The sequence below is a fragment of the Pseudomonas sp. IAC-BECa141 genome (assembly GCF_020544405.1).
GTDB lineage: Bacteria > Pseudomonadota > Gammaproteobacteria > Pseudomonadales > Pseudomonadaceae > Aquipseudomonas.
The window spans coordinates 4,894,162-4,917,865 of record NZ_CP065410.1; the positions used below are offsets into that span (position 1 = coordinate 4,894,162).

A 23,704-nucleotide genomic window follows, 5' to 3' on the forward strand; every position below is an offset into this window, starting at 1 on the left:
GGCTCTTGTAGAAAGAGATTTCAATCGATTCAACTCTGCGGCCTCATCCCTTGAGAAAGTCCGAACATGAACAGCAACAGATCATGATCCGGCTGAGTGGCCACGGCGGCTTTCGCCACCCGTGGCATCGGGCAATGGGGATCGCTCGCCGAGGCGCCGATCACCTGCATGCGTGGCTGTTCCCAGGCCGCCACCGCCAATGACGCAACTGCCAAGGCTCCTACCAGAAACAAACCTCGTGCAATTTCTAGTTTCATCGCTATAAACCTTTGATAGCGCTGCCAAACGCCGTCTCATAAAAGTAGACGAGTTTTTTCCAGTCCGTTGCGCTGAACGACGAGTGGCGGCGCAATTGCTTCATGTCATGGGCAGCCGCGCGGTAAGCGGTCAGACGCTGACGGCATTTTTCCAGATCGATCAGGGCGACTTCGACCCTGGCTGAATCACCTTCGCCGGTCACCCGCACAAATACGTGCTTGATGTAGATGCAGCTGTGCTGCCAACGGCCCTTGTGCATGCGCGCCAGGTTTTCGGCGAGGTCCTTGAGCACGCGCTCATAGACGGCTTCGCCATATTGCTCGCGACCGCCGCCGGCTTCCCATTGCTCAAGCTCCTGAAAGCCGTCGAGGGATTTGGTTACCAACAGCGCACGCCATTTGAATTTGGGGTCTGGCAGGGCACCGCAGAACACGATTTCGGGTACCCGGACGCCGAGACGGGAGACCCCGGTCAGCGCATCGAGCTCGCGCAATACGGTCGGGCGTCCGAACGGGTGCAGCCAACTGCGATAGATATGGCCTGTCTGACGCTTGGCATACAGCAGTTGACCATCGCGTCCCACCACACGCTGCACACCACTTTCGCCCCCACGGCGCACATTGGGTTCCTCGACCCATTCGCCACGCTGGTTCCAGTAGTAGTCGAAGCGATCCTCGGGAGCGACTTCCGTTTCTGCTGCAAATTGCACTGCCATCCTCTTACCTCTTGCGTAATACGTAGACTCGCCACATGGCATAGAGCGGAATAAAGTCCAGTTGTTCCTGGATCCGGAATCCTGCTTCTTCGAATTCCTTTTCAACTGTTGCGGCCGGTAACACAAACCGGTTCTGGTAACCCTTTTGCCCACGCTTGCGCTCGGCGCGCTTGCGTTTCCAGGCCTTGAAATTGCCGTCCACCCACAGCGAAATGATCACGCTGTCCCGGGTGACACGCTCGAACTCGCGCAGAATCGTCCGGCGGTGCTCGGCTTCGCCAATGTGATGCAACAGTCGCATGCAGAAAATGCTGTCGACGGCGTTATCAGGCAAGGCAATGTCGAACGCAGATGTGTGCAAGGGTTGTACCCGTTTCACCACATCCGCCGGCTGGGCCTGCATGGCGGTCTTGATCATCGACTCGGAGTTGTCCGCCCCGATGATCACCCGGTTGGGTTTTTCCGCCAACAATGGCCAGAAACGTCCTGCACCGCAGGGCAAGTCCAGCACCAGTCCCGGCTCACCCACGAGGGTCAACGCCTTGCGGGCCAACTGCTGATCCCGCCAATTGGACAAACGACGCCCCAGACCTTCCTGGTGTTTGCGCAGATATTTCTGCGCATGGTTGTCGTCGTACTTTTCGGAAAAATCGAGTTTGATCGGGCCGGCCATCACCAGGACTCCTGAATTACTGATGACGCCACCTTAAGCAGCGGCGTGTCAGCGTCAGGTCATCCCTTTGTGAAAAAAACGTCATGTAAATCGGCAAACTATTTCAAGGTTATACAGGAATTAGACAGGTTGGCGGGAGTCCCCCCATCAATTGATTGATCCTCACTGCTTGCCCAGAACGACCTCGAACCGGCAGCCATTGGGCTCCATCGTGCTTAACGTGACACTCCAGCCCTGGTTCTCGCAGATGCGTTGAACCAATGACAGACCCAACCCCAATCCTTCGCCGCGTTTTTCGTTGCCGCGTACAAAGGGCTGGAACATCGCCTCGCGTTTTTCCTCGGGAATGCCTACGCCCGAATCCTCGACCACGAAACCGTTTTCGTTGAGCGTCAGGCGAATGAAACCCTGCTCGGTGTAGTGCAAGGCGTTGCGCAGCAGGTTGCCCATCACGGCATTGAGTAGCGTCGCGTTGTAGCAGGTGTCGGGCGGATTGCCCGGCTCGAAAATCAGCTGCAAGCCCTTGGATTCGATGGGCTCGCGCCACAGACAAAGCAAGCTGTCGGCCACTTGCGCGAGGGTGTGCCGGGGGGCGGCACCCGCGTCTTCGCGCTGGGCACGGGCGAGCATCAGGAAGGTCTGCACCAGCTCACGCATTTCCTCACTGGCACGCGCAATGCGCTGGACCTGAGCCTTGCCGCGCTGATCGATACCCGGGTTTTCCAGCAGCAGTTCACAGGAACTGGCCAATACCATCAGCGGTGTGCGCAACTCGTGGCTGACGTCGCTGGTAAACAAGCGCTCCCGCGTCAGGGCCTGACGCAGGCGCCCGAGGGTAGCATCGAATGCCACCGCCAGTTCGCCCACCTCGTCTGCCGCGTAATCCGGCGCCAGCGGAGGGGCCAGCCCGAGCAACTGGTCGCGATGGCGCACCTGGCGCGCCAGCCTTACCACCGGCGCCATCACCTTGCGCGCCAGCACCCAGCCGAGGAACACCGCCAGTGCCAGACTGAGTACGAAGCCCACCAGCACTACGGCGAACAGCACGCGCTCGCGCTCTTCGAAATCGCTTTGATCCTGCAGCAGCACATAGCGGCGACCATCGACCACCTCGACCATCGCGTGATACGACAGCTGCTCGCGAAAGACTTCATGGAAACCCGAATCCAGGTGCCGCAGGTCCTTGGGCAGCTCGAAGTCGCCCGGCCCGCCGCTGAAGTAGAACAGTTGATCCGGCTCCGGCCGGTGGCTCCAGTCCGAGACGTTGTCCATCAGCAGCAGGCGTTGCAGGTCCCCGCCCAGCCCGGCGGAAATCAGTTTTTCCTCGACCAGGTGTACGGTCGCGACGATGCCCATCGCAAACGCTCCGGCCACCAGCGCGCTCATCAATGCAAAGGCGATGATGATCCGCTGGGCAAGGCTTTGCTTAAACTCCATCGCGGCCCTCGGCCAGGCGGTAACCCACGCCGTGCACGGTGTGCAGCAATGGTTTGGCGAATGGTTTGTCGATGACCTGACGCAATTGGTGAACATGGCTGCGCAGGCTGTCGCTGTCCGGGCAGTCATCGCCCCACAGCGCTTCCTCGAGAATTTCCCGGCGCAGGACATGCGGGCTCTTCTGCATCAGCACCGCCAACAGCTTGAGGCCAACCGGATTGAGCTTGAGCAATTTGCCTTCGCGGGTCACTTCAAGGGTATCGAGGTCGTAACTCAGATCACCGACCTGCAGGGCACGCCGGCCGCCGCCCTGGGTGCGGCGCATCACGGCTTCGACCCGGGCTGCCAGTTCCGACAGCGCGAACGGCTTGACCAGATAATCGTCGGCCCCGGACTTGAAGCCCTGCAAGCGATCATCGAGCTGATCGCGAGCGGTGAGCATGATCACCGGCGTATCGCGACGGGCGTCCTCGCGCAGGCGCTTGCACAGGGTGTAGCCGTCGATGCCCGGCAGCATGATGTCGAGCACGATCAGATCGTAATGCTCGGTGGCCGCCAGATGCAGGCCCGACAGACCGTCCTGGGCGCAATCGACGGTATAGCCTTTGAGCCCCAGGTAATCGGCCAGATTGGCCAGGATATCGCGGTTGTCTTCGACCAATAGAATTCGCATGGGCACCTCCTCCGTACACGGTAGCGGCCGTCTTGGCCCGCGCAGCTTACGGCCAAGTGTGGCTCACGGCTAGGCGCCGGGTAGATTGATTTGAGTTAATTGCATGCATGGCCGGACTTTACGAGTTTTTCACGAGCGGCCGACAAATCGCCGACAGAACCGGGCGCAGACTCACACGGTTGTGCTTCTCTGAAGACCTTACCGATGAAGGAATTGCCATGGTTTCGATTTCTGCCCGCCCTGCTTCAAGGCCTTTGAATTTAGGGCTTTGCCTGGGCATTCCCGCCGTCGCGGCGGTCATTCTGGTGTTGCTGGAACTGACCGACCTGGACATGGATCTGGCCCGACTGTTTTACGACCCGGTTGCGGGCGACTTCATCGGCCGCCACAGTTTTTTTCTCGAAGACATCCTTCATGACCGCGCCAAACAAGTGGTGATCGCCTTTTCGGTGTTTGCCATCCTCGGGTTCATCGGTGCGTTTTTCATCGAGCGGCTCAAACCGTTCAAGCGTGAGCTGGGCTGTCTGGTGTTGTCGCTGGGTCTGGCCACCTCGTTTGTCACGCCAGTGAAGGCGGTGACAGCGGTGCAATGCCCATGGAGCCTCGAACAGTTCGGCGGCCACGAAACCTACAGCAAGCTGCTGGATCATCGCCCGCCTACCGACAAGCCTGGTCGTTGCTGGCCGGGTGGTCATGCGGCCACGGGCTTCACCCTGTTTGCGTTGTTCTTCGTGCTGCGCGACCGTCGCCCGCGACTGGCCCGTCAGGCATTCATCTTCGCCTTTGCGCTGGGTTCGGTGTTTTCGATCAGCCGGATGATGCAGGGCGCGCACTTCTTTTCTCATAACGTGTGGACGGCGATCTTCTGCTGGCTGATCTGTCTGGGCTCGTATTACTGGGTTCTGTATCGCCCCGCAGCCAAGGCTGAAACCAACACGCGGGCCCGCCCGGTCAACGCCTGAACCCTGAAACGCGGGCAAAAAAAACCCCGTCTGCTCTCGCAGACGGGGTTTTTCGTTACTGGGTAAGGCTGGCTTACATCATGCCGCCCATGCCACCCATGCCGCCCATGTCTGGCATGCCGCCGCCAGCTGCACCTTCTTTCTTCGGTGCGTCAGCAACAGCAGCTTCGGTGGTCAGGATCAGACCGCCGATCGACGATGCAGCTTGCAGTGCCGAACGGGTTACCTTGGTTGGGTCCAGGATGCCCATTTCGATCATGTCGCCGTATTCGCCAGTCGCAGCGTTGTAACCGAAGTTACCTTTGCCGTTCTTGACTTCGTTGACCACAACGCTTGGCTCGTCGCCGCTGTTGGCAGCGATCTGACGCAGCGGTGCTTCAACAGCGCGACGCAGAACAGCGATACCTACGTCCTGGTCAGCGTTGTCGCCTTTCAGGTTGATGATCGCGTTCAGAGCGCGGATCAGCGCAACGCCACCGCCAGGCACCACGCCTTCTTCAACGGCTGCACGGGTAGCGTGCAGGGCGTCTTCAACGCGGGCTTTCTTCTCTTTCATTTCAACTTCGGAACCGGCGCCAACCTTGATCACTGCAACGCCGCCGGACAGCTTGGCCAGACGCTCTTGCAGTTTTTCACGGTCGTAGTCCGAGGAAGTCTCGGCCACTTGAGCACGGATCTGGGCGATACGGGCTTCGATGTCGCCCTGGTTGCCAGCGCCATCGACAACTGTGGTGTTTTCCTTGGACAGGGTCACGCGCTTGGCGCTACCCAGATGTTCCAGAGTGGTGCTTTCCAGGCTCAGGCCGATCTCTTCGGAGATCACGGTACCGCCGGTCAGAACGGCGATGTCCTGCAGCATGGCCTTGCGACGGTCGCCGAAGCCCGGAGCCTTGACGGCTGCGACTTTAACGATGCCACGCATGTTGTTCACGACCAGAGTCGCCAGGGCTTCGCCTTCAACGTCTTCGGCAACGATCAGCAGTGGACGGCCGGCTTTGGCAACGGCTTCCAGTACTGGCAGCATTTCGCGGATGTTCGAGATCTTTTTGTCGACCAGCAGGATCAGCGGGCCGTCGAGCTCGGCGACCATGGTGTCCGGCTTGTTGACGAAGTACGGGGACAGGTAGCCACGGTCGAACTGCATGCCTTCTACAACCGACAGTTCGTTTTCCAGGCCCGAGCCTTCTTCAACGGTGATCACGCCTTCTTTACCGACTTTTTCCATGGCTTCGGCAATGATGTCGCCGATGGAGTTGTCGGAGTTGGCGGAGATGGTGCCAACCTGAGCGATCGCTTTGGTGTCGGTGCATGGCGCGGACAGCTTCTTCAGCTCGGCAACGACAGCGATGGTCGCTTTGTCGATACCGCGCTTGAGGTCCATCGGGTTCATGCCGGCAGCAACGGCTTTCAGGCCTTCGTTGACGATCGACTGAGCCAGAACGGTAGCGGTGGTAGTACCGTCACCAGCGTCATCGTTGGCACGGGAGGCAACGTCTTTGACCAGCTGCGCGCCCATGTTTTCGAAACGGTCTTCGAGTTCGATTTCCTTGGCGACGGAAACGCCGTCCTTGGTGATGGTCGGAGCGCCGAAGCTCTTCTCAAGGATTACGTTACGGCCTTTCGGGCCCAGGGTCGCTTTTACCGCGTCAGCCAGTACGTTTACGCCAACCAGCATTTTCTTGCGGGCGGAATCGCCGAATTTAACTTCTTTAGCAGCCATGATCGATATTCCTTAAATACTTTGTAGTAGCGGGAAAATGAACGGGGTTATCAGCCTTCGATAACGGCGAGGATTTCGTTCTCGCTCATTACCAGCAGGTCTTCGCCGTCGACTTTCACAGTGTTGCTGCCGGAGTACGGACCGAACACAACCTTGTCGCCCACTTTCACGGACAGTGCACGCACTTCACCGCTTTCCAGTGCTTTACCCGGGCCTACAGCCAGAATCTCACCGTGGTTGGCTTTTTCAGCAGCCGAACCTGGCAGGACGATACCGCCAGCGGTTTTCTTTTCTTCTTCGCTGCGACGGATGACGACGCGGTCATGCAGAGGACGAAGCTTCATTGTCGATCTCTCCTAATTGTGGTTTTCGTCGGCCGGTGTAGTCCCGGCGGGTTTAACGAATCCGGCCTGCGCCGGTTGCGGCTCGTCGAGCGAACCGCGGAAGTCTGTCCGACTCAAAATGTCGGAACCTTTCGGTGACCGATACATAAGGGCGCAGAAGCTTATTACAAGGGCGGGGGTCAAAAAATTTTCACGCGGCTGCATGAACTCGCCCCGCAAACGAACACGGCACCCGAAGGTGCCGTGTCGATACAGAAGTTACTTGGTGTCGCGGTGTTCGAATTCGCCTTCGATCACATCGCCTTCGCGGCCGAGAGGCTGGCGCGGTGCCGGACCGCCGCGAGGTTGCAGGTCATCGGCGAACGCTCGCTGGCGCATGGCCTGCTCTTCGGCGCGCTGGCGCATTTTGTTGGCGACCAGTCGACGACTGAACGGCAACAGCAGCACCAGACCGAACACGTCGCTGATGAAGCCCGGCAGGATCAGCAGACCACCGGCCAGGGCCAGCATCAGGCCTTCGAGCATGGTTTGCGCAGGCAGTTCGCCGCGGTTCAGGCTTTCACGGGCACGCAGTGCGGTAGCCAGCCCGGCGATGCGCAGCACGAACACGCCGAACATCGAGCCGAGAATAATCAGCAGCAGGGCCGGGAAAAATCCGATCGATCCTGCCACTTTGACGAATACGAACAGCTCCAACACCGGGAACAGCAGAAAGAGCAACAAAAAAGGGCGCATCAAAGTTTCCTCAACGCAAGAAATGCCTTGCAGTAAGCCTTAGATGACGTCGCCCTTTCGTGAATTCAAGCGTCGGCCACGGCATTTTTTGGCCAGACCTCGGCGTGAGCCAGAGAAACCAAGGCCTCGCGCACTTGTATCGGCGTATGACAAGGCGCTTGAAACGGCAGCCAGTACAGCGCCTGACCAATGCGCAGGTGCATGCCTTCGGTGTCGATACCAGCCATTTGCGCCGGTTCCGTTTTCGGCAGCCCTGCCAAGTCGACGTAGTGGGCGATGGCCTTGGCGTGGTCGCTGTTCATATGCTCGACCATACTGATTTCGGCCTTGCCGGCGAAGGGGTTGGCCAGGGTCAGGTGATCGACCCAGTGGATCGCGCCGAAACCGCCGATGTAGCGATGGCGCACGGGTTTGAGCACCCAGAAATCGAAATCGTGAGCCTTGTGGTAATTCCGCGAATCGGGGAAATAACGGTAGTAGCGCTCGGCGGCAGCCTCGATGGCGGCCGCGTCTTCGAGTTTTTCTGCTTCGGCCAGATAGGTCAGGCGACCAACGGCTTGCACATCGTCAGCCTCGCGCTCCCCCACCAGCAGCGAACATTTCGGGTCTTTCTGCAGGTTGTGGGTGTGCTGGGCGATGCGGCTGATCAGGATCAGCGGCCGGCCCTGCTCGTCCAGGCAGTAAGGAACCACCGAGCCAAACGGAAAACCGGGCATTGATTTGGAGTGGGTCGACAGCACGCCACGGTATTCCTTGAGAAGCAATTCTCGGGCATTCTTAGCCGCTTCAACGCTCAATTTATGACTCCTTAAATAGAATCCGTCGAAAAAACGGACAGGCGACACGGATAAGTATCAGTCGCCTCAGGGGCAGTTCTCATGTGCAGCCGGGCCATGTCAGGCGCAGATCGAGAGGCTCTTTAAAGGACACCACTCTGACCTGCTCTCGGGGGCATGCGAATGCAACTCAACGACAAAGTAATCATTATCACTGGCGGTTGCCAAGGCTTGGGCCGCTCGATGGCCGAGTATTTAGCGGGCAAGGGCGCGAAGCTGGCGCTGGTTGACCTGAACCAGGAAAAACTCGATGACGCGGTCGCAGCCTGCAAGGCCAAGGGTGTCGAGGCGCGCGGCTATCTGTGCAACGTCGCCAACGAAGAGCAGGTGACGCACATGGTCGCCCGGGTCGCCGAAGACTTCGGCGCGATCCACGGCCTGATCAACAACGCCGGGATCCTGCGCGACGGCCTGTTGCTCAAGGTCAAGGATGGCGAAATGACCAAGATGAGCCTAGCCCAGTGGCAGGCGGTGATCGACGTCAACCTGACCGGCGTGTTCCTCTGCACCCGTGAAGTGGCGGCGAAAATGGTCGAGCTGAAAAACAGCGGCGCGATCATCAACATCTCGTCGATCTCCCGCGCGGGCAACGTCGGCCAGACCAACTACTCCGCCGCCAAGGCCGGTGTCGCTGCGGCAACCGTGACCTGGGCCAAGGAACTGGCGCGCTACGGCATTCGCGTGGCCGGCATTGCACCGGGCTTCATCGAAACCGAGATGACCCTGGGCATGAAGCCTGAAGCGCTGGAGAAAATGACCTCGGGCATTCCGCTCAAGCGCATGGGCAAGCCGGAAGAGATCGCCCACTCGGCGGCGTACATCTTCGAGAACGACTACTACACCGGCCGGATTCTGGAGATGGATGGCGGGTTGCGCATTTAAGCCCTGCCACAAACTCTGTGGGAGCGAGCTTGCTCGCGATAGCGGTACAACAGTCACCATCAATAGTGAATGTCATGGCCTTATCGCGAGCAAGCTCGCTCCCACAGTTTTTTTAGCGCCGCGGCAAAATCAATCGTCGCTGATGGTGATGTTCGGCATCGCCGGCGAAGCAGCTTCCTGCAACACGATCCGCGCGCCGACATGGCGGGCCAGCTCCTGATAGACCATGGCGATCTGGCTGTCCGGCTCGGAAATCACCGTCGGTTTGCCGCCGTCGGCCTGTTCGCGGATCAGCATCGACAGCGGCAACGAGGCCAGCAGCTCGACGCCGAACTGGGTCGCCAGCTTCTCGCCACCGCCCTCACCGAACAGATGCTCGGCATGACCGCAGTTCGAGCAGATGTGCACGGCCATGTTTTCCACCACACCCAACACCGGAATGTTGACCTTGCGGAACATCTCCACGCCTTTGCGCGCATCGAGCAACGCCAGATCCTGCGGGGTGGTGACGATCACGGCGCCGGCCACCGGGACTTTCTGCGCCAGGGTCAGCTGGATGTCGCCCGTGCCTGGCGGCATGTCGATCACCAGATAATCCAGGTCGCCCCACGCCGTTTGCGTGACCAGTTGCAGCAGCGCGCCGGAGACCATCGGCCCGCGCCAGACCATTGGCGTGTTGTCGTCGGTCAGGAACGCCATCGACATCACTTCCACACCATGGGCCTGAAGCGGCACGAACCACTTCTGATCCTTGACCTGCGGGCGGGTGCCCTCGGCAATGCCGAACATGATGCCCTGGCTCGGGCCATAGATATCGGCGTCGAGAATCCCGACCTTCGCGCCTTCGCGGGCCAGTGCCAGCGCCAGGTTGGCGGCGGTGGTGGACTTGCCCACACCGCCCTTGCCCGACGCCACGGCGACTACGTTCTTGACGTTGGCCAGCCCCGGAATCTGCGCCTGGGCCTTGTGCGCGGCGATCACGCTGTTGACCTCGACCTTAGCCGTCACCACGCCGTCGAGGTTTTCGATGGCCAGTTGCAGCAATTGCGCCCAGCCGCTCTTGAACAGACCGGCGGCATAACCGATTTCCAGCTGCACGCTGACGCGATCGCCGGTGATTTCGATGTTGCGCACGCAACCGGCGCTGACCGGATCCTGGTTCAGATAAGGGTCGGTGTATTGGCTGAGGACGGCTTCCACCGCTGCGCGAGTGACGGCGCTCATGGGCAACTCCGATAACAAGACTGGGAAAAGATGGCGGGTATCCTACCCCTTCTGTCCTCCGGACGGCATGTCCGGCAACGATTTGCAGAGGTGAAATATCTTTCCCGGCGCTTTATAGTGGCCGACCTCCGTTTCATCAAGTAGCGAAGCCCCACATGTCCGAACCACGCAAGATTCTCGTCACCAGCGCCCTGCCCTACGCCAACGGTTCGATCCACCTTGGCCATATGCTGGAATACATCCAGACCGATATGTGGGTGCGCTTCCAGAAGCATCGCGGCAATCAGTGCATTTATGTCTGCGCCGACGACGCCCACGGTTCGGCGATCATGCTGCGCGCGGAAAAGGAAGGCATCACCCCGGAACAACTGATCGCCAACGTCCAGGCTGAACACAGCGCCGACTTTGCCGACTTCCTGGTGGACTTCGACAACTTCCACTCCACTCACGCCGAAGAAAACCGTGAGCTGTCGAGCCAGATCTACCTGAAGCTGCGTGACGCCGGGCACATCGCCCAACGTTCGATCACCCAGTATTTCGACCCGGAAAAGAAAATGTTCCTGGCCGACCGCTTCATCAAGGGCACCTGCCCGAAATGCGGCACCGAAGACCAGTACGGCGACAACTGCGAAAAATGCGGCGCGACCTACGCGCCGACCGACCTGAAGGATCCGAAGTCGGCAATCTCCGGCGCCACCCCGGTGCTCAAGGATTCCCAGCACTTCTTCTTCAAGCTGCCGGACTTCCAGGAAATGCTGCAGGCCTGGACCCGCAGCGGCACCCTGCAGGACGCCGTGGCCAACAAGATCGCCGAATGGCTGGACGCCGGCCTGCAACAGTGGGACATCTCCCGCGATGCGCCGTACTTCGGCTTCGAGATCCCCGGCGAGCCGGGCAAGTATTTCTACGTGTGGCTGGACGCGCCGATCGGCTACATGGCCAGCTTCAAGAACCTCTGCAACCGTACGCCGGAGCTGGACTTCGACGCGTTCTGGGGCAAGGACTCCACCGCCGAGCTGTACCACTTCATCGGCAAGGATATCGTCAACTTCCACGCCCTCTTCTGGCCGGCGATGCTCGAAGGCGCGGGTTTCCGCAAGCCGACCGGCATCAACGTTCACGGCTACCTGACCGTCAACGGTCAGAAGATGTCCAAGTCCCGCGGCACCTTCATCAAGGCCCGTACCTACCTGGACCATCTGTCGCCGGAGTATTTGCGCTACTACTACGCGGCCAAACTGGGCCGTGGCGTGGACGACCTCGACCTGAACCTCGAAGACTTCGTGCAGAAGGTCAATTCCGACCTGGTCGGCAAAGTCGTCAACATCGCCAGCCGTTGCGCCGGTTTCATCCAGAAGGGCAACGCCGGCCTGCTGGTGGACAACAACGCCGCACCGGAACTGACTGAAGCGTTCCTGGCCGCCGCGCCGAGCATCGCCGATGCCTATGAAGCCCGCGACTTCGCCCGTGCCATGCGCGAAACCATGGCTTTGGCCGACCGCGCCAACGCCTGGATCGCCGACAAGGCACCATGGTCGCTGAACAAGCAGGAAGGCAAGCAGGATGAAGTCCAGGCGGTCTGCGCCACCGCGATCAACCTGTTCCGCCAACTGGTGATCTTCCTCAAGCCGGTGTTGCCAGTGCTGGCCGCCGATGCCGAGGCGTTCCTCAACGTCGCCCCGCTGACCTGGAACGACCACACCACCCTGCTGGCCAACCACCAGTTGAACGAATTCAAGCCGTTGATGACCCGCATCGACCCGGTAAAAGTGCAAGCCATGACCGACGCCTCGAAAGAAGACCTGACCGCCAGCCAGACCGACACCGGCGCCGCCGCGCCTGCCGGCAACGGCGAACTGGCCAAGGATCCGCTGGCGCCGGAAATCGACTTCGACACCTTCGCCGCCGTCGACCTGCGTGTGGCGCTGATCGTCAAGGCCGAACACGTTGAAGGCGCCGACAAGCTGCTGCGTCTGACCCTGGATATCGGTGACGAGCAACGCAACGTGTTCTCCGGGATCAAGAGCGCTTACCCGGATCCGTCGAAACTCGACGGTCGCCTGACCATGATGATCGCCAACCTCAAGCCACGGAAAATGAAGTTCGGCATTTCCGAAGGCATGGTGATGGCGGCCGGCCCTGGCGGTGAAGAAATCTACCTGCTGAGCCCGGACAGCGGCGCCAAGCCGGGTCAGCGCATTAAGTAAGGCTCTGCCCTGACTGATCCCACAGGCGTGCTCCGTGCGCCTGTGGGATTTTTCATATCCGGCCCGCCCTCCACGGCTGCCGGATAATGCCTAACCTTAAGTGACACACGCCCGTTGCCACCGGCAGAACCATGACCGAACTCGTGCTTACGCTCTTCAGTGCTGCGCTGATCAACAACTTCGTGTTGCACTGGCCGCTGGGCGTCGATCCGCTGCTGGCGGGTGAACGCCGTCAAGTGCATGCGCTGGGGCTGGCAACGTTGTGTCTGATGTTGATTGTCGGCGTGGCGGGTTATGCGATCTGGCATTGGCTGCTGGTGCCGTTGCAACTGGAATTCCTGCGGCTGTTTGTGTTCCTGCCGTTGAGCACCCTGCTGATCGCGCCGTTGTTGAAACTGCTGGCGCATTGGCGACCCACGCTGCCATTCGATGGCTTGTGGCCGCTGCTGCTGGGCAATGCCGGTGTACTGGGGCTGACGCTGATCAACGCGCAAACGGATAAAGGCCTGTTTCATGCGATTGCGCTGAGTCTTGGCGCCGGTCTGGGTTTCTGGCTCGTGTTGAGCCTGTTCAGCGATTTGCGTGAGCGCACGGCCGACAACGATATTCCCCTGCCCTTTCGTGGTTTGCCGGTCCTGTTGATCGGCGCCGGACTGATGGCCGTGGCTTTTCTCGGATTCAGTGGACTGATCAAAACATGAGTCTGATTCAACGCATCGATGCCCTGCTGCCGCAGACCCAATGCGGCAAGTGCGGCCATCCCGGATGCAAACCCTACGCTGAAGGCATCGCCGACGGCGAGCCGATCAACAAGTGCCCACCGGGTGGCGACGAAACCATCGCGGCGCTGGCCGAACTGTTGAAAATCCCGGTACTCGAGCTGGACATCAGCCGTGGTTCGGCGCCGCCGCAGGTGGCTTTCATCCGTGAAGCCGAATGCATCGGCTGCACCAAGTGCATCCAGGCCTGCCCGATCGACGCCATCGTCGGCGCGGCAAAACTGATGCACACCGTCATCATCGACGAATGCACCGGTTGCGATCTGTGCGTGGCGCCCTGCCCGGTCGATTGCATCGAGATGCACCCGCTGCCGCCGGGCACGCTGCCGGTGGTCGGCGGCCTGGCCGCCAGCCTTGAAGAACAGCAGGCCCGCGCGGCCAAACGCGATCACGCACGGCAACGTTTCGAACGGCGCAATGCTCGCCTGCAACGCGAAGAACAGCAGAAGCAGGCCGAACGCGAAGCCCGGGCGCAGCGTGCGGCACAGGTCGAAGTCGCCGCCAACACGCTCGATCCGGTGCAGGCGGCACTTGAACGGGTGCGCGCGCAAAAAGCCGCAACCGCCGATGCCGCGCTGAAAAAAGCCAAGATCGACGTGGCCATGAGCCGGGCGCAATTGAACAAGTCGCTCAAGGCGTTCGGTCATCCGCCGACCTTCGATCAGCAGTCGCAACTGATCGTCCTGCAGCAGCAGTTCGAAGCCGCCGAACAGGCACTGGCGAAGCTGGAAAGCAGCGCGGCACCTGCGCCTGTCTCAGCCGCCCCGGCGAAGGACGCCGATCTGAAACGGGCGAAGATCCAGTTGGCGATGCGCCGCGCCGAGCTGAAAAAAGCGCAAACCGCAGAGGCTCCCGCAGTTGAAATCGCCTCACTGGAGCAAGCGCTGCGTGACGCCGAACAGGCGCTGCACAACGCCGAAGCCGCCAGCGATCAACCGGCGCCGGAGCTTGTGCGCGTCGAGAAACGCCCGATCGACGACCGGCTTCGCCAACTGAAAACCGAACTGGCCTACGCTCGCGCCGACCTGAACAAGTTGCAACGGCGCGACGGCACGCCCGCCGACATCCTCGAAAAAGCCCGCGCCCGCCTGCAGGAAGCAGAGCGGCAGGTACAAGCCCATGTCATCCATTGAAACCAGAGACGAGCGCCTGCAACAGGCAATGAAGCTGGTTTTGCTGGCGACATTGCCAGGATGGCTGGCGTTGTTCTGGTTTTACGGTTGGGGCGTGTTGATCAACCTGGTCTTGTCGGTCGTCACGGCTTTGAGCGTTGAAGCCGTTGTGACACACCTGCGTCGACAACCGATGCAGGCCACCTTGACCGACGGCAGCGCAGTGGTCAGCGCCACGCTGCTGGCGATTGCCCTGCCGCCTTATTGCCCGTGGTGGCTGACGGTCACGGCAATCGCCTCGGGCCTGTTGCTGGGCAAACATCTGTACGGTGGCGTGGGCCGCAACCCGTTCAATCCGGCCATGCTCGGCTTCGCACTGGCCATGGTGATGTTCCCTCAGCCAATGACACACTGGCCGGCTCATGGCATGGATCTGACGGCAGCTTTTGGCCAGGTGTTCAACCTTGGCGCGCAGCCCGACGCCTGGGTTCAGGCCACCGCGCTGGACAGTCTGCGCATCAATAAAAGCCTGACCATGGACGAACTGTTTGTCGGTAATCCGGCATTCGGTCGCTTTGGCGGACACGGCGTGGAATGGGTGAACCTGGCGTTCCTCGCCGGTGGATTGTTCCTGTTGCAACGTCGGGTGTTTGGCTGGCACGCGCCGGTCGGCATGCTCGCCAGCCTGTTCGTGATCAGCCTGCTGTGCTGGAACGGTTCGGGATCCGACTCCCACGGCTCGCCGCTGTTTCACCTGCTGAGTGGCGCGACCATGCTGGGTGCGTTCTTCATCGTCACCGAACCGGTGTCGGGGGCTAAAAGCCCACTCGCCCGTTTGCTGTTCGGCGTCGGCGTGGGGTTGCTGACTTACGTGATTCGCACTTGGGGCGGTTACCCCGACGGGGTGGCGTTTGCGGTGCTGTTGATGAACCTGTGCGTGCCGGCGCTGGAGCGCTTCGCGGTGGCTCGTCAGGCGCAGGTGACACCATGAACCGGACGAGCAGTCTCATCACACTGGGGATGATTACCGCGCTGGGCATCGGCGTGACATGGCTGGTGCAACGTAGCAATGCGCCGCAGATCGCCGCCGAACAGCGGCTTCTTGAAAATCGTAAATGGCTGGACGTACTGCCGATCGACGCTTACGACAATCTGCCGCTTGAACAACCTCTGACGCTGACCGACGTCAACCTGAGCCATAGCCAGCTACTGGGCGGTTATCGGGCGACCAAAGGCAGCCAGCCCGTGGCGATCCTGCTGCGCAGCCAGACCCAGGGTTATGCCGGCCAGATCGAGTTGTTGATTGCCATCGATGCCAATGGCCGATTGCTCGGTGTGAAAACCCTCGAGCAAAACGAAACGCCGTCGCTGGGTGGGCACCTCGGCGATTGGCCAAATAGCTGGCTTCAGAACTTCACCGGAAAATCGAGCAACCAACCGACCGACGCCGGATGGGCGCTGAAAAAGGATCAGGGGCAGTTCGACCAGATCGCGGGGGCGACCATCACCTCCCGTGCGGCCATCAACGCCATCCACGATGCCCTGCGTTACTTCGATGAACACCGAACGACCCTGCTCGGGAGCGCGCCATGAACACGACAGCAACTCTGTCGAACTCAATGATGCTGGTGCTGTTGATCGGCACCACCGACTCCATGGCAGGTGCGCTGGCGACGCTGGTGATGTTTACGGTTGTCGTGGGCATTTACGGCTTGTGCATGGCACCGTTGCGCTCGCGCCTGAGCAGCGAAAGCCTGCTACCGGTCAGTGTGATGCTGGCAGCGACCCTGGCGGGCTGCGCCGATATTTTTCTGCAACGCGGCGCGATGCAGTGGCATCACCTGCTCAGTCTTTATGCAGCGCTGCTCGGCTTGCAGTGCGTCGTGCTGGAGCACAGTGGTTTTTTTGCCAGCCGGTCCGCAGCCGTCTGAAACTGGGTGGCCTGTTTGCCGCGCTGATGATTGTGCTCGCGGTGTTGCGTGAGCTGATCGGTCAAGGCAGCATCGGCCATCACCTGTCGGAACACTGGCAAGGTTTGATTCTGTTCAGTGATGGCCTGCATTTCGCGACGCTGGCTCCCGGCGCCTTCATACTGCTTGGACTGTTACTGGCCGCCCGTCAGGCCTGGACTCGCCCTGCCGCCCTACCCGAGGAAACGCATCACCCATGAATGCCGCAAAACGTCTGGAGATCTTCCGCCGGTTTCACGAGGACAACCCCGAGCCCAAGACCGAACTGGCCTATTCCTCGCCTTTCGAACTGTTGATCGCGGTGATTCTGTCCGCGCAATCCACAGACGTCGGGGTCAACAAGGCGACGGCGAAGCTGTTCCCGGTGGCAAACACGCCGGCGGCCATTCACGCCTTGGGCGTCGATGGGTTGTCCGAGTACATCAAGACGATCGGCCTCTATAACAGCAAGGCCAAAAACGTGATCGAGACCTGTCGCATGCTGGTCGAGCTGCACAATGGCGAAGTCCCGCAGACGCGCGAAGCGCTGGAGGCCTTGCCCGGCGTTGGCCGCAAGACCGCTAACGTCGTGCTCAATACCGCATTCCGCCAACTGACCATGGCCGTGGACACCCATATCTTCCGGGTCAGTAACCGCACCGGCATTGCACCAGGGAAAAACGTGGTTGAAGTCGAAAAGAAGCTGATGAAGTTTGTGCCAAAAGAATACCTTCTCGACTCGCACCACTGGCTGATTCTTCACGGACGCTACGTGTGTCTGGCGCGCAAACCCCGCTGTGGCAGCTGTCGGATCGAAGATCTGTGTGAATACAAGCACAAAACTTCTGACGATTGAGCGGGTATTGGTTTTATTGATTTATCGATTGAAAAAATCTTTTTTACCATCTGCTGGAATATCGATATAAGGAGCGCCAAAGGCAGTCTTAGCCTGGAGTTGACCTTATGAGCACCAGCAAAGAGCAATTGGAAGCGGATGACGACTTTATCGCCACGGAGGCCGACGATGCCGAACCTGTGGTTGAAGTCGCCAAGACCAACTTGAGCAAACGCCGAACCATCGACAACCTGCTTGAGGAGCGCCGACTGCAAAAGCAATTGGCCGATTACGATTTTGATCTCTGACATTTGAAAGCCTCCCGAAACGGAGGCTTTTCTCTTTCTGTCGCACGCTGATTTCGATCCGCCCATGATCCGTCAGCCACTCAAACCTCAGACCAGGCCGTTTCGCTGGGCCAGCTCGATCAAATCGACCAGCGAACGCGCGTTGAGCTTCAAAAGCAATCGGGTCTTGTAGGTACTCACGGTCTTGTTGCTGAGAAACATCCCGTCGGCAATTTCCTTGTTGGTCTTTCCGCGCGCCAGTTGCTGCAACACCATCATTTCGCGCCCGGACAGGCGGTCTACCATATCGGCCTCGCTGGCATTACCCAGGCTTGTCCGCACGGTATGCAACGCCTGATTCGGAAAGTAGCTGTACCCGGACAGTACCGCCTTGATTGCACTCAGCAACTCCGTCAGATCCTGTTGCTTGCAAACATAACCCGCTGCCCCCGATTGCATGCAGCGCATGGAAAAGTGTCCCGGTGACTGGGACGTCAGCACCAGCACCTTCAATGGCATCGCACTTGTCGTAAGACGCGCAATGACTTCCAGGCCATCAAGTTTCGGAATACCGATATCCAGAATGACGATATCCGGCATCTGGTCACGAGCAAGTTGTAACGCATCCACGCCATTATCGGTTTCTGCAATGACTTCGTAGCCATGACGTTCCATCAGCATACGTACCGCAAGACGAATGACGGGGTGATCATCCACGATCAGCACTTTATTCATGGGCAAGTCCAGTTTCGCTGTTCGAATTTTTAGAACCGGCACAATAACGTAGTCATTTCACCCATGGCATGGATAAGTTCCTCTACACCAGCACCGAGAGACGCCTCCTACAGGCAATAAAGATTATTCCTACAGAAAAGACTCACTTATAGAAAATCATGAGTCTGCATCAGGAACTCCACACCTCTCCACGTCCTTCGCGGCGGCGCTCGTAACAGACTGAAAAACCAAAACCCGGTTCAATGAACAGATACTAAAAACAACTGAAACAACTTACACATATCGCAACTCTGGAATTTAATATAAACACCAGATACCGAAATCCTTATCCGCCCGCCAACTTAAAACTCGACCACCCAACCACATCAAAACGACGAGAAAGACTATTCATGAGTAAAGACCATGCTAAAGATCAACAAAAAAATTCCCAACCCCATCACCGTCATTGCCATCTTCGCCTTTATATCGGAGACCTCCGCCGCCGTATCCCTGCCTTTTCTTAATAACAATGAGCGGGAGATCTATGTCTGGTTCCTGATCAGCTTTCCGTTCTACTTGCTATTCCTGTTTTTCATCACACTCAACTTTAACTACCGTTCTCTCTATGCTCCATCAGACTTCGACAACGACAAGAACTTTCTTAAAGCTTTCGAAGAGGAGGATAATTTACCGACCGAGGCTGTACACACTCCACCCAATATTGAGTCGCACGCCATTAAACTTCCAAAACCGCTGACCAAGGTGTACATCATCGACATTCGAAAGTTACACACTGATTCGGAGATTGAACTGCTATTTGAAAAAATCCCACACTCAAACAAGCATTCGCCGAGATTATTACTGTTTTTAACCGAAGCGGGGGCGGATGCTTTACTTAAAGACAATATCGAAATCCTGGCCAAACACGCCAAGAGAAGCCAGGGAACAACGTTCTGCATTGTTTATGACACGCACGCGCTGACCACATCCGTATTGGGAAAATTCGAAAGGGGATAAAGCGCGCAGCAGGACAATCATGCAATGCAGCGATGTACAGCCGATGAGGACAGTAATGTTGACCGGTATCGATCAATTCAAAGGAGAGCATCCCAAAAAAAACGGCCTTGTCGCTACGACAAGGCCGTTTTTTTCACATCAGCCCCGAAGGACTCAGAACAGCTTGCGGCCCTTGTTGGCGGCAATGCGCATGCGCAGCGCGTTGAGCTTGATGAAGCCCGCCGCGTCGGCCTGGTTGTAGGCGCCGCCGTCTTCTTCGAAAGTCGCGATGTTGGCGTCGAACAGCGAATCGTCGGACTTGCGGCCGGTCACGATTACGTTGCCCTTGTACAGCTTCAGGCGCACAACGCCGTTCACGTTGACCTGCGAGGCGTCGATCATCTGTTGCAGCATCAGACGCTCAGGGCTCCACCAGTAGCCGGTGTAGATCAGGCTGGCGTACTTCGGCATCAGCTCGTCTTTCAAGTGAGCGACTTCGCGGTCCAGGGTGATCGATTCGATGGCGCGGTGAGCGCGCAGCATGATGGTGCCGCCCGGGGTTTCGTAGCAGCCACGGGACTTCATGCCGACATAACGGTTCTCGACGATGTCCAGACGGCCGATGCCGTGTTCGCCACCGATTTTGTTCAGCGTCGCCAGCACGGTGGCCGGGGTCATTTCAACGCCGTCCAGCGCGACGATGTCGCCGTTGCGGTAGGTCAGTTCCAGATACTGAGGGGTGTCGGGAGCCTTCTCCGGGGAGACGGTCCAGCGCCACATGTCTTCTTCGTGCTCGGTCCAGGTGTCTTCCAGCACGCCGCCTTCATAGGAGATGTGCAACAGGTTGGCATCCATCGAGTACGGGGACTTCTTCTTGCCGTGACGCTCGATCGGGATCGCGTGCTTCTCGGCGTAGTCCATCAGTTTCTCGCGGGACAGCAGGTCCCACTCGCGCCATGGAGCGATCACTTTCACGCCTGGCTTGAGCGCGTAGGCACCCAGTTCGAAACGTACCTGGTCGTTGCCCTTGCCGGTGGCGCCGTGGGAAATGGCGTCAGCGCCGGTTTCGTTGGCGATTTCGATCAGACGCTTGGCGATCAGCGGACGCGCGATGGAAGTACCCAGCAGGTACTCGCCTTCGTAAACAGTGTTGGCGCGGAACATCGGGAACACGAAGTCACGCACGAATTCTTCGCGCAGGTCGTCGATGTAGATTTCTTTGACGCCCATGGCCTGCGCCTTGGCGCGGGCCGGCTCGACTTCTTCGCCCTGACCCAGGTCAGCGGTGAAGGTCACGACTTCACAGTTATAAGTATCCTGCAGCCACTTGAGGATCACCGAAGTGTCCAGGCCGCCGGAATACGCCAGAACGACCTTGTTTACGTCCGCCATGCCATCACTCCACGGGGTTCTACGGAAAGCCGAGGAGTCTACCGCTCAAACGCGATAATTTACAGAGGCGCGACAGCTTAAGACGACAAAGCGACAGAATCTGTCGAGAGGGCGACGATGACCGACAGGTCAGGAAGTCGCCGCCGTGTTGGCAGGCGTGCTGGCTTGAGGTGCTGGGGCGGTAACCGGTGCCACCCGGGCCAACTTCACGCTGACCCGGCGATTTTTCGCCCGGTTGGCGGCGTTGGTGTTCGGGACCAGCGGGTATTGTTCGCCGTGGAAACGCACGGTGATCTGCGATTCGGCGATGCCGTTGGCCTTGAAGAAATCGACCACCGCCAGCGCACGACGGCGCGACAACTCACGATTGGTCAGGCGATTGCCACTGTTGTCGGAATAGCCGTCGAGCTCAATGTGATTGACCGTCGGATCGGCCTTCATGAATTCGAGCATCACTTGCAGTTTGGCTTTCGCGGCGGCGTCCAGATCGGTGCCTTCGCCCGGAAAACCGACCTGCGAGTTTTTGACCTGATCGAAATTCTGCGGGAGCAATTTCGCCACGCAGGTCTGGTAGTCGTTGAACGCCTTGCTGAACTTGACCGGCAGCAGCCGCACTTCGGAGACCCGTCCATCACCGGAGGCACGTCGCACCACCGGGCTACGACCTTCCAGCAAACCGCTGATCAGCCCGCCAGCCTGCGATTGCGAACTGTTGAACAGCACGTTGCCGGTGCCGATCCTGACACTGCCCAGGTTGATGTCATTGCGTCCCGGCTGCCAGGGCGCGGCCGCCGCCAGCAAGGTTGCCGAACCACCGCCCAGCATCGCGTTGTAGGCATTCAGACGGAAGATCGCCTGCTCGCCGGCCTTGCGCACGAACTGCCCCGAGCCGAAGTCGGTGATCGGCTGCGTCAGGCGGCACTCGAACTTGTCGCCTTCGACCGTCCACTCAATGTTCTCCAGACGTGTCTGGTAGGTCAGTGCCATCGCGGGAAGGCTGGCAAACACACTGAGCAAGGCTAAATATCGCTGGCGCACGGGAGGCTCCATTGGCTTCTACAACAAAAAAGACCGAGACATACATCTTTACGGCATACCTTTGGGATATCGGACGCTCGTCGCAAAACTTGATAGCGAGTGCCTGCAAGAGTCTTTTCCGGTAGCATTCGCCTCAGTTTGACCCGCCTGGAATTCCCTCATGTCCGACCGCCTGACCCTGCTGCGTCCCGACGACTGGCACATTCATCTTCGCGATGGTGCCGTGTTGACCAATACCGTTGCGGATGTCGCGCGCACCTTTGGTCGCGCAATCATCATGCCCAACCTGGTACCTCCGGTGCGCAACGCCGCTGAAGCCGACGGCTATCGCCAGCGGATTCTCGCTGCCCGCCCGGCCGGCAGTCGTTTCGAGCCGCTGATGGTGCTGTACCTCACCGACCGCACCCAGCCCGAAGAAATCCGTGAGGCCAAGGCCGGCGGTTTCGTGCATGCCGCCAAGCTGTACCCGGCCGGCGCCACCACCAACTCCGATTCCGGGGTCACCAGCATCGACAAGATTTTCCCGGCGCTGGAAGCCATGGCCGAAGTCGGCATGCCGCTGTTGATCCACGGTGAAGTCACCCGTGGCGACGTCGACGTGTTCGACCGCGAAAAAATCTTCATCGATGAGCACATGCGCCGCGTGGTCGAGCGTTTCCCGACACTGAAAGTGGTGTTCGAACACATCACTACCGGCGATGCCGTGCAGTTCGTCAACGAGGCCTCGGCCAACGTCGGCGCGACCATCACCGCGCATCACCTGCTCTACAACCGCAACCACATGCTGGTAGGCGGGATCCGGCCGCACTTCTATTGCCTGCCGATCCTCAAGCGCAACACGCACCAGGAAGCCCTGCTCGACGCCGCCACCAGCGGCAGCGCAAAGTTCTTCCTGGGTACCGACTCGGCACCGCACGCCCAGCACGCCAAAGAAGCAGCCTGCGGCTGCGCCGGCTGCTACACCGCGTACGCCGCCATCGAGCTGTACGCCGAAGCCTTTGAACAGCGCAACGCGCTGGACAAGCTCGAAGCGTTCGCCAGCCTCAACGGCCCGCGCTTCTATGGCCTGCCAGCAAACACCGATCGCATCACCCTGGTTCGTGACGAATGGACCGCACCGACCAGCCTGCCTTTCGGCGAGCTGACCGTTATCCCGCTGCGCGCCGGTGAAAAACTGCGCTGGCGCCTGCTGGAGGAACACGCGTGAGTGAAGACCATTTCGACGACGAACTGGACGGTCAAGGTGGCGGCGGTTCGCGCCATCCAATGGCAGCACGCTTTCGCGGCTACCTGCCGGTTGTCGTCGACGTAGAAACCGGTGGCTTCAACTCGGCCACCGACGCTCTGCTGGAGATTGCCGCGACCACCATCGCCATGGATGAAAAGGGTTTCGTGTTCCCGGATCACACCTACTTCTTCCGCGTCGAGCCGTTCGAAGGCGCCAACGTTGAAGCGGCGGCACTGGAGTTCACCGGGATCAAGCTCGATCATCCGTTGCGCATGGCCGTCAGCGAAGAAACAGCGCTGACCGACATCTTCCGTGGCGTGCGCAAGGCCTTGAAAGCCAACGGCTGCAAACGGGCAATTCTGGTCGGCCACAACAGCAGCTTCGACCTGGGCTTCCTCAACGCCGCCGTCGCGCGGCTGGACATGAAGCGCAACCCGTTCCACCCGTTCTCCAGCTTCGACACCGCGACCCTCGCCGGTCTGGCATACGGCCAAACCGTACTGGCGAAAGCCTGTCAGGCAGCCGACATCGACTTCGACGGCCGTGAAGCGCACTCCGCGCGTTACGACACCGAGAAGACGGCCGAGCTGTTCTGCGGCATCGTCAACCGCTGGAAACAGATGGGCGGCTGGGAAGACTTCGACGACTGATCATCGTCGGGTTTCTTCCGAGCATGAAAAAACCGGCCACGTGGGCCGGTTTTTTTGT

At 59.4% G+C, this 23,704-nt stretch carries 25 protein-coding genes and 1 pseudogene; 13 read left to right on the forward strand and 13 right to left on the reverse strand.

Annotated elements, in window-relative coordinates; translation table 11 throughout:
• Window positions 1-29: 29 nt before the first annotated feature.
• The 5 genes from I5961_RS22350 to colR form a co-directional block, all read right to left on the reverse strand.
• Window positions 30-257, reverse strand: a complete 228-nt coding sequence (locus I5961_RS22350; protein WP_011335717.1) for a hypothetical protein — start codon at window positions 255-257, stop codon at window positions 30-32.
• 2 nt (window positions 258-259) lie between these two features.
• On the reverse strand, window positions 260-973 hold the full coding sequence (locus tag I5961_RS22355; RefSeq protein ID WP_227233398.1) for a lipopolysaccharide kinase InaA family protein: 714 nt from the start codon (window positions 971-973) through the stop codon (window positions 260-262).
• Between the two features lie 4 nt (window positions 974-977).
• Entirely contained in the window at window positions 978-1,646 is a 669-nt protein-coding gene (locus tag I5961_RS22360) for a class I SAM-dependent methyltransferase (protein WP_227233399.1), read from the reverse strand.
• 162 nt (window positions 1,647-1,808) lie between these two features.
• Window positions 1,809-3,083, reverse strand: a complete 1,275-nt coding sequence (locus tag I5961_RS22365; RefSeq protein ID WP_085699644.1) for a sensor histidine kinase — start codon at window positions 3,081-3,083, stop codon at window positions 1,809-1,811.
• Window positions 3,073-3,756 (reverse strand): two-component system response regulator ColR, encoded by a 684-nt coding sequence (gene colR / locus I5961_RS22370; protein WP_007953224.1) that lies wholly within the window; start codon window positions 3,754-3,756, stop codon window positions 3,073-3,075. The genes I5961_RS22365 and colR overlap by 11 nt, the downstream gene beginning before the upstream one ends.
• 218 nt (window positions 3,757-3,974) lie before the next feature.
• On the opposite strand from colR, the gene I5961_RS22375 reads away from it, so the two are divergent.
• Window positions 3,975-4,718 (forward strand): phosphatase PAP2 family protein, encoded by a 744-nt coding sequence (locus I5961_RS22375; protein ID WP_085699646.1) that lies wholly within the window; start codon window positions 3,975-3,977, stop codon window positions 4,716-4,718.
• 73 nt (window positions 4,719-4,791) lie between these two features.
• Here the strand turns inward: I5961_RS22375 and groL are convergent, their stop codons facing one another.
• The 4 genes from groL to I5961_RS22395 all read right to left on the reverse strand — a co-directional run bounded on the left by groL (window position 4,792) and on the right by I5961_RS22395 (window position 8,314).
• Window positions 4,792-6,438, reverse strand: a complete 1,647-nt coding sequence (groL, locus tag I5961_RS22380) for a chaperonin GroEL (protein ID WP_227233401.1) — start codon at window positions 6,436-6,438, stop codon at window positions 4,792-4,794.
• A 50-nt stretch (window positions 6,439-6,488) separates the two neighbouring features.
• The gene (locus I5961_RS22385; RefSeq protein ID WP_011335724.1) at window positions 6,489-6,782 is read right to left on the reverse strand and encodes a co-chaperone GroES; all 294 of its coding nucleotides are present in this window, start codon (window positions 6,780-6,782) and stop codon (window positions 6,489-6,491) included.
• A gap of 258 nt (window positions 6,783-7,040) precedes the next feature.
• Window positions 7,041-7,517 carry an FxsA family protein gene (locus tag I5961_RS22390; protein WP_085699650.1) on the reverse strand — a complete coding sequence of 159 codons (477 nt, stop codon included), beginning with the start codon at window positions 7,515-7,517 and terminating at the stop codon, window positions 7,041-7,043.
• A gap of 65 nt (window positions 7,518-7,582) precedes the next feature.
• A complete protein-coding gene (locus tag I5961_RS22395; RefSeq protein WP_085699652.1) occupies window positions 7,583-8,314 on the reverse strand; it encodes a HugZ family protein in 732 nt (243 codons plus the stop codon).
• 162 nt (window positions 8,315-8,476) lie between these two features.
• Here I5961_RS22395 and I5961_RS22400 point away from each other — a divergent pair, with 162 nt between their 5' ends.
• Window positions 8,477-9,235, forward strand: a complete 759-nt coding sequence (locus tag I5961_RS22400) for an SDR family oxidoreductase (protein ID WP_085699654.1) — start codon at window positions 8,477-8,479, stop codon at window positions 9,233-9,235.
• Between the two features lie 129 nt (window positions 9,236-9,364).
• Here the strand turns inward: I5961_RS22400 and apbC are convergent, their stop codons facing one another.
• Entirely contained in the window at window positions 9,365-10,459 is a 1,095-nt protein-coding gene (gene apbC / locus I5961_RS22405) for an iron-sulfur cluster carrier protein ApbC (protein ID WP_085699657.1), read from the reverse strand.
• Window positions 10,460-10,614: 155 nt separating this feature from the next.
• On the opposite strand from apbC, the gene metG reads away from it, so the two are divergent.
• From metG to I5961_RS22445, 8 genes and pseudogenes are all read left to right on the forward strand, one after another.
• The gene (gene metG / locus I5961_RS22410; RefSeq protein WP_085701704.1) at window positions 10,615-12,666 is read left to right on the forward strand and encodes a methionine--tRNA ligase; all 2,052 of its coding nucleotides are present in this window, start codon (window positions 10,615-10,617) and stop codon (window positions 12,664-12,666) included.
• 131 nt (window positions 12,667-12,797) lie between these two features.
• On the forward strand, window positions 12,798-13,367 hold the full coding sequence (locus I5961_RS22415) for an electron transport complex protein RnfA (protein ID WP_085701705.1): 570 nt from the start codon (window positions 12,798-12,800) through the stop codon (window positions 13,365-13,367).
• Window positions 13,364-14,578, forward strand: a complete 1,215-nt coding sequence (gene rsxB / locus I5961_RS22420) for an electron transport complex subunit RsxB (protein WP_085701706.1) — start codon at window positions 13,364-13,366, stop codon at window positions 14,576-14,578. Before I5961_RS22415 ends, rsxB begins: the two co-directional genes overlap by 4 nt.
• Complete coding sequence (locus I5961_RS22425) at window positions 14,565-15,548, forward strand: RnfABCDGE type electron transport complex subunit D (protein WP_085701707.1); 984 nt, start codon at window positions 14,565-14,567, stop codon at window positions 15,546-15,548. The genes rsxB and I5961_RS22425 overlap by 14 nt, the downstream gene beginning before the upstream one ends.
• Window positions 15,545-16,150 carry an RnfABCDGE type electron transport complex subunit G gene (locus I5961_RS22430; protein WP_085701708.1) on the forward strand — a complete coding sequence of 202 codons (606 nt, stop codon included), beginning with the start codon at window positions 15,545-15,547 and terminating at the stop codon, window positions 16,148-16,150. The genes I5961_RS22425 and I5961_RS22430 overlap by 4 nt, the downstream gene beginning before the upstream one ends.
• Window positions 16,147-16,727, forward strand: a pseudogene (locus I5961_RS22435) (Rnf-Nqr domain containing protein). Before I5961_RS22430 ends, I5961_RS22435 begins: the two are co-directional and overlap by 4 nt.
• Complete coding sequence (nth, locus tag I5961_RS22440) at window positions 16,724-17,362, forward strand: endonuclease III (protein WP_085699672.1); 639 nt, start codon at window positions 16,724-16,726, stop codon at window positions 17,360-17,362. The pseudogene I5961_RS22435 and the gene nth overlap by 4 nt, the downstream one beginning before the upstream one ends.
• Window positions 17,363-17,469: 107 nt before the next feature.
• Complete coding sequence (locus I5961_RS22445; RefSeq protein ID WP_007953204.1) at window positions 17,470-17,649, forward strand: PA3496 family putative envelope integrity protein; 180 nt, start codon at window positions 17,470-17,472, stop codon at window positions 17,647-17,649.
• Between the two features lie 87 nt (window positions 17,650-17,736).
• On the opposite strand, the gene I5961_RS22450 is transcribed toward I5961_RS22445, so the two are convergent.
• The gene (locus tag I5961_RS22450; RefSeq protein ID WP_007953203.1) at window positions 17,737-18,363 is read right to left on the reverse strand and encodes a response regulator transcription factor; all 627 of its coding nucleotides are present in this window, start codon (window positions 18,361-18,363) and stop codon (window positions 17,737-17,739) included.
• A gap of 402 nt (window positions 18,364-18,765) precedes the next feature.
• Here I5961_RS22450 and I5961_RS22455 point away from each other — a divergent pair, with 402 nt between their 5' ends.
• Entirely contained in the window at window positions 18,766-19,359 is a 594-nt protein-coding gene (locus I5961_RS22455) for a hypothetical protein (RefSeq protein WP_085699674.1), read from the forward strand.
• Between the two features lie 153 nt (window positions 19,360-19,512).
• Here I5961_RS22455 and I5961_RS22460 read toward each other — a convergent pair whose 3' ends face one another.
• Together I5961_RS22460 and I5961_RS22465 are read right to left on the reverse strand one after the other, a co-directional pair.
• The gene (locus I5961_RS22460; RefSeq protein ID WP_007953201.1) at window positions 19,513-20,730 is read right to left on the reverse strand and encodes an argininosuccinate synthase; all 1,218 of its coding nucleotides are present in this window, start codon (window positions 20,728-20,730) and stop codon (window positions 19,513-19,515) included.
• Between the two features lie 129 nt (window positions 20,731-20,859).
• A complete protein-coding gene (locus I5961_RS22465; RefSeq protein WP_227233402.1) occupies window positions 20,860-21,768 on the reverse strand; it encodes a flagellar protein MotY in 909 nt (302 codons plus the stop codon).
• A gap of 160 nt (window positions 21,769-21,928) precedes the next feature.
• Here I5961_RS22465 and pyrC point away from each other — a divergent pair, with 160 nt between their 5' ends.
• Both pyrC and rnt read left to right on the forward strand, forming a co-directional pair.
• Window positions 21,929-22,975, forward strand: a complete 1,047-nt coding sequence (pyrC, locus tag I5961_RS22470) for a dihydroorotase (protein WP_085701710.1) — start codon at window positions 21,929-21,931, stop codon at window positions 22,973-22,975.
• The gene (rnt, locus tag I5961_RS22475) at window positions 22,972-23,646 is read left to right on the forward strand and encodes a ribonuclease T (protein WP_227233404.1); all 675 of its coding nucleotides are present in this window, start codon (window positions 22,972-22,974) and stop codon (window positions 23,644-23,646) included. Before pyrC ends, rnt begins: the two co-directional genes overlap by 4 nt.
• The last annotated feature ends 58 nt before the right edge of the window (window positions 23,647-23,704 follow it).

Coding starts and splice junctions, on each gene's coding strand:
- I5961_RS22350 (WP_011335717.1), bottom strand. CDS start 257: ATGAAACTAGAAATTGCACGAGGTTTGTTTCTGGTAGGAGCCTTGGCA.
- I5961_RS22355 (WP_227233398.1), bottom strand. CDS start 973: ATGGCAGTGCAATTTGCAGCAGAAACGGAAGTCGCTCCCGAGGATCGC.
- I5961_RS22360 (WP_227233399.1), bottom strand. CDS start 1,646: ATGGCCGGCCCGATCAAACTCGATTTTTCCGAAAAGTACGACGACAAC.
- I5961_RS22365 (WP_085699644.1), bottom strand. CDS start 3,083: ATGGAGTTTAAGCAAAGCCTTGCCCAGCGGATCATCATCGCCTTTGCA.
- colR (WP_007953224.1), bottom strand. CDS start 3,756: ATGCGAATTCTATTGGTCGAAGACAACCGCGATATCCTGGCCAATCTG.
- I5961_RS22375 (WP_085699646.1), top strand. CDS start 3,975: ATGGTTTCGATTTCTGCCCGCCCTGCTTCAAGGCCTTTGAATTTAGGG.
- groL (WP_227233401.1), bottom strand. CDS start 6,438: ATGGCTGCTAAAGAAGTTAAATTCGGCGATTCCGCCCGCAAGAAAATG.
- I5961_RS22385 (WP_011335724.1), bottom strand. CDS start 6,782: ATGAAGCTTCGTCCTCTGCATGACCGCGTCGTCATCCGTCGCAGCGAA.
- I5961_RS22390 (WP_085699650.1), bottom strand. CDS start 7,517: ATGCGCCCTTTTTTGTTGCTCTTTCTGCTGTTCCCGGTGTTGGAGCTG.
- I5961_RS22400 (WP_085699654.1), top strand. CDS start 8,477: ATGCAACTCAACGACAAAGTAATCATTATCACTGGCGGTTGCCAAGGC.
- apbC (WP_085699657.1), bottom strand. CDS start 10,459: ATGAGCGCCGTCACTCGCGCAGCGGTGGAAGCCGTCCTCAGCCAATAC.
- metG (WP_085701704.1), top strand. CDS start 10,615: ATGTCCGAACCACGCAAGATTCTCGTCACCAGCGCCCTGCCCTACGCC.
- I5961_RS22415 (WP_085701705.1), top strand. CDS start 12,798: ATGACCGAACTCGTGCTTACGCTCTTCAGTGCTGCGCTGATCAACAAC.
- rsxB (WP_085701706.1), top strand. CDS start 13,364: ATGAGTCTGATTCAACGCATCGATGCCCTGCTGCCGCAGACCCAATGC.
- I5961_RS22425 (WP_085701707.1), top strand. CDS start 14,565: ATGTCATCCATTGAAACCAGAGACGAGCGCCTGCAACAGGCAATGAAG.
- I5961_RS22430 (WP_085701708.1), top strand. CDS start 15,545: ATGAACCGGACGAGCAGTCTCATCACACTGGGGATGATTACCGCGCTG.
- nth (WP_085699672.1), top strand. CDS start 16,724: ATGAATGCCGCAAAACGTCTGGAGATCTTCCGCCGGTTTCACGAGGAC.
- I5961_RS22445 (WP_007953204.1), top strand. CDS start 17,470: ATGAGCACCAGCAAAGAGCAATTGGAAGCGGATGACGACTTTATCGCC.
- I5961_RS22450 (WP_007953203.1), bottom strand. CDS start 18,363: ATGAATAAAGTGCTGATCGTGGATGATCACCCCGTCATTCGTCTTGCG.
- I5961_RS22455 (WP_085699674.1), top strand. CDS start 18,766: ATGCTAAAGATCAACAAAAAAATTCCCAACCCCATCACCGTCATTGCC.
- I5961_RS22460 (WP_007953201.1), bottom strand. CDS start 20,730: ATGGCGGACGTAAACAAGGTCGTTCTGGCGTATTCCGGCGGCCTGGAC.
- pyrC (WP_085701710.1), top strand. CDS start 21,929: ATGTCCGACCGCCTGACCCTGCTGCGTCCCGACGACTGGCACATTCAT.